Origin of the sequence: Amycolatopsis keratiniphila subsp. keratiniphila (assembly GCF_001620365.2) — a bacterium.
In the GTDB taxonomy this organism is placed as follows: domain Bacteria; phylum Actinomycetota; class Actinomycetes; order Mycobacteriales; family Pseudonocardiaceae; genus Amycolatopsis; species Amycolatopsis keratiniphila.
The window spans coordinates 314,779-327,020 of record NZ_LQMT02000012.1 but is presented as its reverse complement, the minus strand read 5'-3'; the positions used below and the strand labels follow the sequence as shown (position 1 = coordinate 327,020).

The 12,242-nt window shown below is 67.9% G+C and carries 13 protein-coding genes; 11 read left to right on the top strand and 2 right to left on the bottom strand.

Annotation, left to right across the window (positions count from 1 at the left end; all coding sequences use genetic code 11):
• Positions 1–21 precede the first annotated feature (21 nt).
• The gene (locus tag AVR91_RS13205) at positions 22–432 is read right to left on the bottom strand and encodes a hypothetical protein (protein WP_038516189.1); all 411 of its coding nucleotides are present in this window, start codon (positions 430–432) and stop codon (positions 22–24) included.
• A gap of 125 nt (positions 433–557) precedes the next feature.
• On the opposite strand from AVR91_RS13205, the gene AVR91_RS13200 reads away from it, so the two are divergent.
• The 11 genes from AVR91_RS13200 to AVR91_RS13150 all read left to right on the top strand — a co-directional run bounded on the left by AVR91_RS13200 (position 558) and on the right by AVR91_RS13150 (position 11,382).
• On the top strand, positions 558–2,348 hold the full coding sequence (locus tag AVR91_RS13200) for an AMP-dependent synthetase/ligase (protein WP_063275073.1): 1,791 nt from the start codon (positions 558–560) through the stop codon (positions 2,346–2,348).
• Between the two features lie 591 nt (positions 2,349–2,939).
• The gene (locus AVR91_RS42425; RefSeq protein WP_063823169.1) at positions 2,940–3,182 is read left to right on the top strand and encodes an anti-sigma factor family protein; all 243 of its coding nucleotides are present in this window, start codon (positions 2,940–2,942) and stop codon (positions 3,180–3,182) included.
• Positions 3,179–3,802 carry an RNA polymerase sigma factor gene (locus tag AVR91_RS13190; RefSeq protein ID WP_143253992.1) on the top strand — a complete coding sequence of 208 codons (624 nt, stop codon included), beginning with the start codon at positions 3,179–3,181 and terminating at the stop codon, positions 3,800–3,802. The genes AVR91_RS42425 and AVR91_RS13190 overlap by 4 nt, the downstream gene beginning before the upstream one ends.
• Before the next feature lie 119 nt (positions 3,803–3,921).
• A complete protein-coding gene (locus AVR91_RS13185) occupies positions 3,922–5,172 on the top strand; it encodes an MFS transporter (protein WP_063275070.1) in 1,251 nt (416 codons plus the stop codon).
• A 218-nt stretch (positions 5,173–5,390) separates the two neighbouring features.
• On the top strand, positions 5,391–6,116 hold the full coding sequence (locus AVR91_RS13180) for an AfsR/SARP family transcriptional regulator (protein WP_158077404.1): 726 nt from the start codon (positions 5,391–5,393) through the stop codon (positions 6,114–6,116).
• 162 nt (positions 6,117–6,278) lie between these two features.
• A complete protein-coding gene (locus AVR91_RS13175) occupies positions 6,279–7,820 on the top strand; it encodes an FAD/NAD(P)-binding protein (RefSeq protein ID WP_228708336.1) in 1,542 nt (513 codons plus the stop codon).
• 18 nt (positions 7,821–7,838) lie between these two features.
• On the top strand, positions 7,839–8,276 hold the full coding sequence (locus tag AVR91_RS13170; protein WP_063275067.1) for a hypothetical protein: 438 nt from the start codon (positions 7,839–7,841) through the stop codon (positions 8,274–8,276).
• Complete coding sequence (locus AVR91_RS13165) at positions 8,276–9,262, top strand: FHA domain-containing protein (protein ID WP_063275066.1); 987 nt, start codon at positions 8,276–8,278, stop codon at positions 9,260–9,262. Before AVR91_RS13170 ends, AVR91_RS13165 begins: the two co-directional genes overlap by 1 nt.
• Before the next feature lie 10 nt (positions 9,263–9,272).
• Positions 9,273–9,557, top strand: a complete 285-nt coding sequence (locus AVR91_RS13160) for a hypothetical protein (RefSeq protein WP_143253991.1) — start codon at positions 9,273–9,275, stop codon at positions 9,555–9,557.
• Positions 9,554–10,786, top strand: coding sequence for a cation:proton antiporter (locus AVR91_RS13155; protein ID WP_063275064.1), 1,233 nt, complete (start codon positions 9,554–9,556; stop codon positions 10,784–10,786). The genes AVR91_RS13160 and AVR91_RS13155 overlap by 4 nt, the downstream gene beginning before the upstream one ends.
• A 77-nt stretch (positions 10,787–10,863) precedes the next feature.
• Positions 10,864–11,382, top strand: a complete 519-nt coding sequence (locus AVR91_RS13150; protein WP_063275063.1) for a DM13 domain-containing protein — start codon at positions 10,864–10,866, stop codon at positions 11,380–11,382.
• Between the two features lie 458 nt (positions 11,383–11,840).
• On the opposite strand, the gene AVR91_RS13145 is transcribed toward AVR91_RS13150, so the two are convergent.
• Positions 11,841–12,242 (bottom strand): thioesterase family protein, encoded by a 402-nt coding sequence (locus AVR91_RS13145; protein WP_063275062.1) that lies wholly within the window; start codon positions 12,240–12,242, stop codon positions 11,841–11,843.

Sequence of the window (12,242 nt, the reverse complement as noted above, 5' to 3'; positions counted from 1 at the left end):
TCTCCCCTGTGCTCCCCGTGCCTACTGGGCCCGGGGGCCGACCCCGGGCTCCCGCCCGTCCTCCAGGACCTCTTTGAGCCCGAGCGCGATCGCCTTGGCGGCACGGGCACGGCGGTCGAACTCGCGGCGCAATTCCCGTGGTGCCAGGCCTATCGGCTCCCCGTCGGGACCGGCGGGGGTGGCGCGCAGGAAGTAGTGCAGCAAGGTGCCGTCGAGCACCGGCTCGAGCCAGACCTCCATCGTACCGATCAAGGCACCGCGCACGGTCCAGCGCAATCCCTGGTCCCCGCGGTCGGTGTAGACCTCCAGGACGAGGTCCGGCCAATAACGTGACCAAGATCGCGGATCCGCGAAAGCGGCGGCCACGGTGGAGGGCGGGACCACGAGGAAGGTCTCGTCGACGATGTCGAGAGCTGGCGGCGCCTGGTTCACAGCGGCAGAATGTCATGCCCTGGGTATGGCCGATTCGTCAGCATGGTCTTAAGGTGCACGGCACGCTAAGTTGACTGGCGGGTAACACCGGTCACACCACTTGCACGCGAACACGGAGGTTCCTCGTGCGCGAATACAGCGCCCCCGCCGCCACTCCGGTGACCGACGACGAAAATCTCGCCGACGTCGTCTGGGCGAACGCCGAGCGGTTCTCCGATGTGGTGAGTTTCCGCCGTCAGGTCGACGGTACCTGGTTGGACGTCACCGCCAAAGACTTCGCCGCCCAGGTTCTGGCCGTGGCCAAGGGAATGGCACAGGCGGGCATCGCTCCGGGCGACCGGGTCGGGCTCATGTCGAAGACCCGCTACGAATGGACCCTGATCGACTTCGCGATCTGGGCCGCCGGCGCGGTCACCGTCCCGATCTACGACACCTCGTCGGCCGAGCAGGTCCATTGGATCCTTTCGGATTCGGCCGCGAAGGCCGTCTTCGTCGAAACCGACGACCACGTCGCGACGCTGGAGACCGTCAAGGGCCGTCTCGACGCGCTGGAGCACACCTGGCAGATCGAGGCGGGCGCCGTCGACCAGCTCACCGAGCAGGGTGCAGACCTCGGTGACGACGACCTGCACGAGCGCCGCCGCACGGTGAAGGCCGGCGACCTGGCCACGATCGTGTACACCTCGGGCACGACCGGCCGCCCCAAGGGGGTCGAGCTGACCCACCGGAACCTCCTCGCCGAGATCCGCGCCGACATCGCCGCGTTCCCGCAGCTGATGGAGCAGGGCAACTCGCTGCTGGTGTTCCTGCCGCTCGCGCACGTCCTCGCCCGCGCCATCGCGGTGACCGCGCTCAGCGCGCGGGTGACCCTCGGGCACACGTCGGACGTCAAGAACCTCGTCGCCGACCTCGGCACCTTCCGGCCGACCTTCGTCGTCGCCGTGCCGCGTGTGTTCGAGAAGGTCTACAACGGCGCGAAGCAGAAGGCGCACGGTGACGGCAAGGGCAAGATCTTCGACGCCGCCGAAGCCACCGCGGTCGCGTACAGCCAGGCACAGGACACCGGCGGCGCCGGGCTGGGCCTGAAGGTCAAGCACGCGCTGTTCGACAAGCTGGTGTTCAGCAAGCTCCGCGCGGCCCTCGGCGGCCGGTGCGTCGCCGCGGTGTCCGGCGGTGCCCCGCTCGGCGTGCGGCTGGCGCATTTCTTCCGCGGCATCGGCGTCCCGGTGTTCGAGGGTTACGGCCTCACCGAGACCTCCGCGGCGGCCTGCGTCGGCACCCAGACCGGGTTCCGCGTCGGCACCGTGGGCCGCCCGGTCGCCGGCACTTCGGTCCGGATCGCCGAAGACGGCGAGATCCTGCTGAAGGGCGACGTCGTGTTCGGCGGCTACTTCAACAACGCCGAAGCGACCGCCGAAGCGCTGGAGGACGGCTGGTTCCACACCGGCGACCTCGGCGAACTGGACGACGACGGGTTCTTGAAGATCACCGGGCGCAAGAAGGAGATCATCGTCACCGCGGGCGGCAAGAACGTCGCCCCGTCCGGGCTCGAGGACACCATCAAGGCCAGCCCGCTGGTCAGCCAGGCGATGGTCGTCGGCGACCAGCGGCCGTTCATCGGCGCGCTGATCACCATCGACGAGGAGTACTTCCCGTCGTGGAAGTCGCAGCACGGCAAGCCTTCCGACGCGTCGGTGTCCGATCTGGCCGACGACGCCGAACTGCGCGCCGAGATCCAGACGGCCGTGGACCAGGCCAACAGCGCGGTGTCGCAGGCCGAGGCGATCAAGAAGTTCACGATCCTCTCGAAGGACTTCACCGAGGCGGGCGGGGAGATCACGCCGAGCCTGAAGCTGAAGCGCAACATCGTGAACAAGAACTACGCGACCGACATCGAGGCCCTGTACAAGAAGTAGCCCCTCCGTACCCGAAGGCCCCTTTCTCGCGCCGAGCGCGAGGAAGGGGCCTTTCTTTCGGAATCGATCTCTCGCGTTTCCAGGCAGGCGGCGAAACGACGGCCGAAGCGGTCGCCGTGACGCCTTCCGGATTCTCCGGAATGATTCCCGGAACCATGTTCCGCGGAATGGTGAATCAGCGGCAACGAAGGTGCGACCGGGCGGTATCGCACGATGCTCGTGCATTCGCCGGTGATTCGACATCGGTTAATTCTTTCGGTCAAATTGCCCCGGTCGGCCGTTGAAGTGCGGCGCAATCCCGTGTTAAAGCGGCGCGGCGGCACTTTTGCCGTCAGGCTTGGAGGCACGCGAACTCTCTAGTAGTGTTCCGTGCAGGGTGAGGGGGCAACGTTCCGGGCGGCTTCCCATGCTTTCGCTGAGAGCACCGCTCGGGGCAGGCATCCGTATGGGGGGATGATGGGACTTCACAGCGAAATGATCAATTCGCTCACCCGCGATCGGCACGGGCTCCCACCCCTCGTCCCCGGGCGGCCGCGTGGCCGACCGCACTCACCGGGACGGGCGATCTGCCAGACTGTCGGCGTGGACGAGATGTCATGCGCGGAACTGGTCGAACGGATCACCGATTACCTCGAAGAGGCACTCGGCCCGGACGACATGGCGCGGTTGAACAATCACCTGATGGTCTGCGAGAGCTGCGAAAACTATCTTGCTCAGATCAAGGCGTCGATCCGGGTTTCGGGCAGCCTGCCGAGCGAGGGACTGAGCAAGGAGGCTGAGGCTGGTCTAGTCGACATTTACCGGAAGTGGCTTGCCGAACGAGACAATCAGTGATCGAAGTGGATCTCGAGGCGCTGCGACGTGGCGACGACATTGCCTTCCTGGAACTCGTGAACGCCTACCACCCCACTTTGCTCCGGCTCGCCCTCGTGTACTCCCCCTCGCGGGAGGTCGCGGAAGAAGCCGTGCAGGAGACGTGGATCGCGGTACTCCGCGCGCTCGACGGCTTCGAGGGCAGGTCAACCTTGCGCACCTGGATCTGCCGGATCCTGATCAACACCGCGCGCCGGAGGTCCGCCGCGGAGAACCGGTCCCTGCCGTTCTCGAGCGTCGCCGACGGCGACGACACCCCGGCCGTGGAGCCGGAACGATTCCTGCGGTCCGGGCCGTACGCCGGCCATTGGGCCAGCCCGCTGCACGACTGGTCGACCATACCCGAGCACACGCTGCTCGCCGGCGAACTGCAGGACGTCGTCGCCCGCGCCATCGCGGCCCTGTCCGACAACCAGCGGGTCGTCATCACCCTGCGCGACGTCGAAGGCTGGACCAGCGACGAGGTCTGCGAACTGCTGGGCGTGGACGCGGGCCACCAGCGGGTGATCCTGCACCGGGCACGCAGTCGCGTCCGTGCGGCACTGGAACGCTACCTGTCACCCGAAGTGACCGGCGTATAGCCGAACGTGTTGGATAATTACCCCGAAAGCGCTTGTAACGGATAGCGGTCTCGCCCCCTCTGAAACTTCGCAAGCTCGAAGTTGCGCCGCCCTCGAGGCGGAATCGAAAGGGGAGCTCGATGACGACCGCAGAAGAAGCACCCGCCCGCGAAGCCACCGAAGACGGTGGTTTCCGCGCGTATCTGAAGGTGGCGAAGACTCCCGGCATGCGCGGTTGGCTCTTCGTCGTGCTGTGCCAGCGGCTGCCGATCGCGATGTCACCGCTCGCACTGGTCTATCTCGGGCATCTGGCGAGCGGTTCGTATGCCGTCGGCGCCTTGATGGCCGGTGCGTTCGCGTTCGCGGAGGCCGTGGCCGCGGGGGTCATGGGAAGGCGCTTCGACCGCCGCCCGGCGGGCCCCGAAGTACGCCTGGTGCTCGGCGTCCAGGCCGCGGCGCTGCTCGTGCTCGGGATCCCGGCACTGGCCAACCCCGGGCTCCTGCCCGCCGCGGTCATGATCGTGCTCGCCGCGATCGCCGGTGGCGTCGCGTCCGGCGCGCACGGCGGGCTGCGGGCCTTGCTGGTGCGCAAGGTCGATCCGGTCGCGCACCACGCCGCGCTCAGCCTGGAAGCGACGTTGACGACGCTGCTGTGGGCGATCGGCCCGGCCGTGGTCGGCCTGGTCGCGCTGGTGGCTGGCCAGGTGTGGCCGATCGTGGTGATCGCGGCGATCGCGCTGGTCGGCGTGCTCGGTGCCGGCCTGTTGCAGGATCCCGGCCCGGTGGCGAAGTCCGGGAACGAGGCCAAACCCGCCGACGTCCGGGTCTGGCGGCTCAGCTGGCCCGCCTTGCTGCAGGAGGGTGCCGTGATGCTCTGTGTCGGTGCCGCCTACACCGGGCTGCCTTCGCTGCTCGAACACGTCGGCACCCACGCCGGGATCGCCGGTCCGGTACTCGCGGTGTTCGCCGGAGCCGGTCTCGTCGGCGGCATCGTCTACGGCAGCCGCAAATGGCCGGGCGCGTACCGCACCCAGAGCTTCGTGCTGGTGCTCACCGTGACCGCGATCGTCGCGGCGGCGGTGGTGTCGCCGACGGCCGCGCTGATCATCGGCCTCATGATCGTCTCCGGTCTGGCCGGCACGCCCGCGCTCACCGCACGGGCGGCCGGGATGCAGGCGCTGCTGCCGGAACGGGTCTGGGCGACCGGGTTCTCCGGCCTGTACGCGGCGGGCGGCGTCGGCTTCGGTGTCGCCGGACTCGCCGTGGCCGCGCTGCTCGAGCCGGTGGGCATCCGGGCCGCGCTGCTCGCCTGCGTCGCGATCGCGGCGACGGCCACGGTGATCGGCGGCATCGCCGAGGCGAAGATGTCGAAGACCCCCGCCGGGGTGTGACCGGCGAGGTGTGATGCGCGGGACCCGTGGGGAGCCGAGTCCATCGACACAGTCAGTGGTGCACGTTCACCGAATCGGCAGCCAACTTGCCTGTTGGGGGTTCAGAAATGTTGACCAATCCCGATCGAGTACCTGTCCGCGTCTTGACCGATCCGACCTGGCTTCGCGATTCAACGCGGGGCACCGACCTGAAAACCGCGAGGGTGGTTCCCTTCACCGTGGCCAAGCCCGCGATGACGGCGCAATGCGAACTCAACCTTCTCGGCGACTTCCGGCTCGTGGTGCACGGTGAGCGAGTGACGGTGGGGCCCAGCGCGCAGCGGCTGCTGGCCGTGCTGGTCTGCCTTGGCAGGCAGGCCGCCCGGACCACGATCGCGCACGCGCTCTGGCCGGACAGCCCCACCGCACGCGCACACGCGAATCTGCGTACCACCCTGTACCGGCTCCAGCGAGCCTGGCCGGATTTGGTGCTGTCGACGAAAACCGATCTGCGGCTGTCACCGACTCTGCGGGTGGACGTCGAAAGCACGCGTGCGATGGCGATCTCATTGCTCAACACTCCTCCAGGCGAGGAATCGGCGCTTCTCGACCGGCTGCAATGGACGAATTTCGCCGAGGACATGCTGGCAGGCTGGGACGACGAGTGGCTCGCCGATCATCAGCTCAGCTACCGCCGGCTGCGGCTGGACGCGCTGGAGCGGCTCTCCGCTCTGCTCGTCTGCCGGGAAATGCACGGGGCCGCCATCCAGGCGGCACTGGCCGTCATCCAGGCCGATTCGTTGCGCGACAGCGCACACGAAGCGCTCATCCGGGTCTACCTCGCGCAAGGCAACCGTCATGACGCGATGAGTCATTACCGTGACTACCGGCTGATCCTTCGTGACGAGCTCGGCCTGGAGCCGCCCGAAGCGCTCGGCAGGCTTCTCTGGCAGGAGGCCGCCTGAGGCGGAATCCGTCCCTTTCCTGACACCGGGCCGCGTCGGAAGACGCGGCCCGGTGTCACGTTGGGACAACGGTGGCGCGACGCCCGATACCGGATCGTGAACGTGCGGCCTTTGCCGGTGAGTACCGGCGTTCCACGAAGAACGACCAGGACGGTGAGCGACGTGACAGAAGTAATCGATGTCCCTCAAGGACCGAAGGGAACCGTTGACCTGCCACCGCTGCTGCGGTCCAGCGACCAGTGGACCGACAGCATGGTGACGGATGCGGGCATTCCTTTGCAGGACAAGCCTTTCGTCACCGTCGGTGGCGGAATCGGCTCCTTCGTCATGGCCGACTACCTGCGTATCGCGGGTGGCCTGCCGACCTCGGACATCCAGGTGGTGTCCAATCTGAGCCATCCGTGGCAGACCTACGAACACCTGGCCACGGCATCCCAGATCGCGCTGGACAACAGGATCCGGTCGGACGCGGCCTCGCGGCCGGACAATATCTGGGGATTCCCGTCCTACGCGGTTTCCGAAGCGATCCGCAAACGGACGATCAAACCGCTGATGCAGGTTCTGGTGGAGCCGGTTTTCGCCGACTTCTACACCCCGCGCTTGCGCGCGGTTCTCGAGTCGATCGACCGGGAAGCACGTCGTATCCGGTACTGGGACATGCTCGAACGCGGTGACGTCGAACTGGTCCGGCGGCGCGTGGGTGGCGGGTATTTCGTGGTCCACGCCGACCGGCGTGCCGCCGAACCCGTGTTCCGCGCGGTGCGGTGCCGGGACGTCCATCTCGCGGTCGGTTACACCGGTTTGCAGTTCCTCCCGGAACTGCAGGAGTTCCGCGAGCGGATGAACGACTTCCACCATGTCGTCAACGCCTACGAAGACCACGAGCACGTCTATCAGGCCTTGCGTTTGAAGCCGCGGACCGTCCTCGTCCGTGGCGGTGGGATCGTCGCCTCGCGGGTCGTGGAGCGGCTCATCAGGGAGCGCGTCGAACGCGGTACGCGGACGCAGATCGTGCACGTCCTCCGGACCTACGTCGCGGGCAAGCACGGTAAGCACGCTTGGGCCCGCCGCCGCGGTCAGGACGGCTTCGCCTATCAGGGATTCAACTACCCGAAGTCGGTCTGGGGCGGGCAGCTCAAGGCCGAGATGCGAAGGCTCGACGCCGACGCCCGTTCCGAGGTCTACCGGGAGATCGGGGGGACCACGACGGCTTGGCGGCGGGAATGGCAGCGGCAGATGCGCCTCGCGCGTTCTCAGGGGTGGTACCGGGTGCTCAACGGCACCTTCGAGGACCTGAAACCGGACGGCGACGGTCTCGAAGCACGGCTTCGGGTGGCGGACGGCGGGCTTTCGATCCGCGCGGACTTCGTCATCGACTGCACGGGGCTGAACGCCGACGTGACCGAACATCAGGTGCTGGGCGATCTCCTGCAGCGCGGCGGGGCACGGATGAACGGCCTCGGCAGGCTCGATGTCGACCGGGCCTTCGCGGTGCGCGGCGCGGACAGCGGGATGGGCAAGCTCTACGCGACCGGCGCCGCGACGCTGGGTGGGCCGTTCCCCGGTGTGGACACCTTCCTCGGGCTGCAGATCGCCGCCCAGGAGGTCGTCGACGACGTGGCGCGGCGGGGCCATTGCCGCCGGATGGGCCCGATGTCCTCGTTCGCAGGCTGGCTGCGCTGGGCGACCGGCCGCGAAATCTGACTCGGAAGGAGAAAACCCGTGGTACCCACGCTCTGCGGTCGCATCCAGACGCGACTGTTCCTGCTGGCACTGGTCGGCGGCGTGCTCACCGCGCTGCTCGTGCCCGTGCTCCCGGTCGACGCCCCTCGTCCCGCGATCTACCAGTCCGCCTTCGTCGTACTGGCCGCGGTCGCGGTGCTCGGGGTCGGCTGGGAACTGCTCTACCACCTCCTCATGCAATGGCGCTGGGAGAAGGACTGGCCGACGATGTTCGGTCTGCTCACGCTGGTCCCGGAAGGGCTGCTGGTCGGTTTTCTCGCCGTGAGCGGCGTGCTGCCCTGGCTGCCGGCGCCGGTGCCCCTGGACGCTTTCGTCCTCCATTTCGTGGTCGTCTGGATCGGGGTGTGGCTGGTCGCGAACGGCCCGATGCGGGTTCCTTTCATCCGGTGGCGTTTTCGCGGCGGGAGGTTGATGTGATGAACGAGCAAGCCATGAAACTCGCTCCGGGCAACGGAATCCTGGCCCGCTACCCCGGTTTGGTGCTGCTGTTCGACGTGGCCGACGACGCGCTGACCGCCGAACTGCTCGCCGCGGCGAGTACCGCGGCGGAGCAGGACCAGCCCGGACGGCGGCTGGGGGAATCGCTGATCCGGCTGCTCGCCGCTTCCGGGGGAAAGCTGCCCGGTCTCTGTGCCTACGGTTCGGTGGAAGGTGGGGTGGCCGCGCTCGTGCACGGTCCGGCCACCATCACGATCCGGACGGAATCGGGCGAGGTACGCCTCGACGGCCGGGACGCGGTGACGATGGTGGACAAGGTCGTCCCGGGCCCGGTTTCCTCCTTCCAGGCCGTGCTGGGCGACGCCGGCGCGGACGCCGACACCTGGTCCGCGCTCGGCACCGGGATCGTGCGCGCGGACGCGTTCTGGGTCGGCGGCCCCGCCGTGGCGGAACCGCCCGCCGAGGAGCCGCCCGTGGCGGAGGAAGCGGCCCCCGGGCCGCCGGGAGTGTCCGGGGTGCGCTGCCGGAAGGGCCATTTCAACGATCCGTCCCTGAGCTACTGCGGGATCTGCGGGATCGGCCTCACCCAGGCGGGTAAAGCGCCCGACCACAGCGAACGGCCGTCGCTGGGCGTGCTGATGCTCGACGACGGCACCTCCTTCGCCTTGGACAAGGAGTTCCTCCTCGGTCGCGCGCCGGAGCAGGCCGAGGAGGTTCGCCGCGGGACGGTGACCGCGCTGAGGCTGCACGATCCGGCCGTCTGTGACGTGCACGCGCGGATCAGCCTCGACGGCTGGGAAGTCGGCGTCACCGACGTCGATTCGGTGAACGGTACCTACCTGCGTGCCCCCGGTGCGGGTACCTGGGTCCGGTTGCCCAGCGGGGTGCGCAGCGTGCTGCGGCCCGGCGCCGTCGTCGCCGTCGGCGGACGACAGTTCCGATACGACACTTATCGCAAGTCATGAGGTGATTCCGATGAACGGAGCGTCCGGCCGTCAGGTCAGCCTTGGGGTTGCCCACCTGACGGCACCGCCGACGGTGCCCACACCCGACTGTGGCGACCTGGTTCTCAGCCTGACCGATCTGTCGGTGCTGACGGGCAAGGTCAGCCGGTACGTCGAGCAGTTGCGGTTCCTGCTCGCGGACCGGCCGACGGTGACCGCGCATCTCCAGCAAGCCCAGTCCTACGCGGGCGATCTGAGACGCAAGCTCGACCATGCCGCCGGGATGCTGGCCTACAACACCGGCTGTGACTCATGACCAGTCTCATGATGCTGATCGACATCGCGGTCATCCTGCTCGCGGCCAAGGTCGCGGGACGGCTGATGGGCCGGATCGGCCAGCCCGCGGTCGTCGGCGAGATCGCCGCGGGCGTGGTGCTCGCCGCCGTGCTGCGCGGCGGCGACGTGGCCGAAGTGGTGTTGCCCGGCGAGGTGAAGGACGCCCTGCACGCGATCGCGACGGTCGGCCTCGTGCTGTTCATGTTCACCATCGGCCACGAATGGAATCCCCGGCAGCTGCGGAACAAGGGCCGGGCGGCGGTGGGTATCGCGCTGGGTTCGACCCTGTTGCCCTTCGCCCTCGGCGCCGGGCTCGCCGTCTGGCTGGCGAAGACGCACTATTCGGCCGAACCGTTGATGTTCGTCCTCTTCCTCGGCACCGCGATGTCGATCACCGCGTTACCCGTGCTGGCCAGGATCGTCGCCGATCGAGGGCTCACCGGTTCGACGGTCGGCGGGCTCGCGGTGGCGTGCGCGGCGATGGTCGATGTCGTGGCGTGGGTGATGCTGGCGGTCATCGTCGCGATCGGTGGCGGGAGTTCACCGTGGCAGATGCTGCTGGTGGTGCCCTACGTGCTGATCCTGGTGTTCGCGGTACGGCCGATGCTCGCGCGGGCGTTGTCGCGGTTCACCGGACGCGGCGGCTTCGGCTCGATCCTCGCCGTGCTGTTCCTGTCCGCGGCGGCGACCGAGTGGCTGGGCATGCACTTCGTCTTCGGCGCCTTCCTGTTCGGCGCGGCCCTGCCGCACAAGGAAGAACCCGCGGTGCGGAGGCAGGTGGAGGAGATCGGCACGCTCTGCCGGACGTTCCTGCTGCCGATCTTCTTCGTCACGGCCGCGCTCGACGTCGACATCTCCGGGTTGCACCTCGACGGTCTCGGGGAGCTGAGCCTGATCCTCCTGGTCGCGATCGTGGGCAAGGCGGGCGGGTCGTACGCCGGCGCGCGGCTTTGCGGGCTGCGTCCCGGCGAAGCCGCGTCCATCGCGTCGCTGATGAACGCCCGCGGCGTGACCGAGATCGTCGTCCTGCAAGTGGGACTCCAGCTCGGGGTGCTCGACACCAGGCTGTATTCGCTGATGGTGCTCATGGCGCTGATCACCACGGCGTTGACCGGACCACTGCTCACCCTGGTGCGCAGGCGGTCCCGGTGGAGCGGTCAAGAACCGCTGGAACCGGATATCCGGCAACGGGTCGAAGCGACCCGATGAACCAGTGCCTGCCAGTCGACCGCGAGTCCTGGCAGGCACTGCCTTTTCCTTTCCCTGCCACCTCGAAAGGGTTCGCCATGAAGAAGCGGTATTTCCTCATTCCCGGCGCGCTGACCGGCGCCGTGGTGCTGGCCACCGGGCTGTACCTGTTCCAGCCGTGGCGGGCGGTCACCTCGACCACGGTCTCCGACCGGCTCGTCACCGCGACCACCGGACCGGCCGCACGGGAGGCGGCCCCCGCCGTACTCGTCGCCGCGGGCGGTTTCCGGTCGCTGGAACACGAGTCCTCCGGTCGCGCGCAATTGGTGCGGCTGCCCGACGGTGGTCATCTCGTCCAGTTCGTGGGCCTGGACACCAGTGACGGCCCGGATCTCCACGTCTACCTTTCCGACAAGCCGGCGTCGTCCGAGGAGTCGGCGTTCGGTACCGGCTTCATCAGCCTGGGCAAGCTGAAGGGCAACCTGGGTGATCACGTCTACCCGGTCGCGGCCGGCACCGATCTCACCTCGGTCCGGTCGGTCGTGATCTGGTGCAAGCGGTTCTCCGCCGGCTTCGGGGTGGCCCCGCTCGAGAGCGCGCAGGGCACCGGGTCGTGAGTGTCCGCAAGGGACATATCGCGTCGATCGGGCACCCGATTGATACCTTTATGTCCGTTTCTGGACGGGGTCGTGAGTGATAATGAGGGTTAGAACCACCCAAATCACTCACGACCCCCGCACAAAGTGGCCAAATCGGGCATTTTGCCGCTGGATGTGTCCCTTGTGGACAGTCAAGAGCGCGCCAGGTCTCAGTGGTGAGCATGCTCTCGCCACCAACTTCATCACGCCACGCCACGTTTGACTTACCTCTCAATAGAACGACCCTTACCACTCACGACCCCCGAGTTCACGTGCCGGAACGGACGACACGCGTGATCAGACGGACGACACGCGTGACCAGGAGGACAGGACTCGGTGTCGTCCTCCTGATCACGTGTGTCGTCCGGACCGACGCGGACACAGACCCGCGGCGGCAGAACACCTGACCGTGAGGGCACGANNTCGTGCCCTCACGGTCAGGTGGGTGACGCGTGGTCCTTCCCGGCGAGCCGGGCGAGGAACCGTGACCGGCGCACGACCGCTCGGGTGTGCGTACCGCTGAGGATCTCCTCGCTGTCGTCGCGACCGTAGACGTCGAAGACGAGCTTGCTGCCGGTGCGCTCACGCAGGACGGCGGTGAGCTGGACCTCGCGGCCCGCCGGGGTGGGGGCGAGATGACTGGAGTCGTGGCTGAGGCCGACGGTCATCTCGTCGTCCTCGAGATAGCCCTCGAGCGCCCGCATGGCGGTGATCTCGCCCAGCCACAGCAGTACGGGGGTCGCGAGCACGGGAAGGTCGTTGCGCCAGCGGACTGCGGTGTCCTGATCGGTGACCTCGTGGCGGTACTCGGCGCGCACGGTGTCGGGAAGGGGTTTCAT

Bases quoted from the DNA above. Each gene is read 5' to 3' on its own strand.
- AVR91_RS42425 (WP_063823169.1), top strand. From the start codon at position 2,940: ATGTCATGCGCGGAACTGGTCGAACGGATCACCGATTACCTCGAAGAG.
- AVR91_RS13185 (WP_063275070.1), top strand. From the start codon at position 3,922: ATGACGACCGCAGAAGAAGCACCCGCCCGCGAAGCCACCGAAGACGGT.
- AVR91_RS13165 (WP_063275066.1), top strand. From the start codon at position 8,276: ATGAACGAGCAAGCCATGAAACTCGCTCCGGGCAACGGAATCCTGGCC.
- AVR91_RS13160 (WP_143253991.1), top strand. From the start codon at position 9,273: ATGAACGGAGCGTCCGGCCGTCAGGTCAGCCTTGGGGTTGCCCACCTG.
- AVR91_RS13155 (WP_063275064.1), top strand. From the start codon at position 9,554: ATGACCAGTCTCATGATGCTGATCGACATCGCGGTCATCCTGCTCGCG.
- AVR91_RS13150 (WP_063275063.1), top strand. From the start codon at position 10,864: ATGAAGAAGCGGTATTTCCTCATTCCCGGCGCGCTGACCGGCGCCGTG.
- AVR91_RS13145 (WP_063275062.1), bottom strand. From the start codon at position 12,242: ATGAAACCCCTTCCCGACACCGTGCGCGCCGAGTACCGCCACGAGGTC.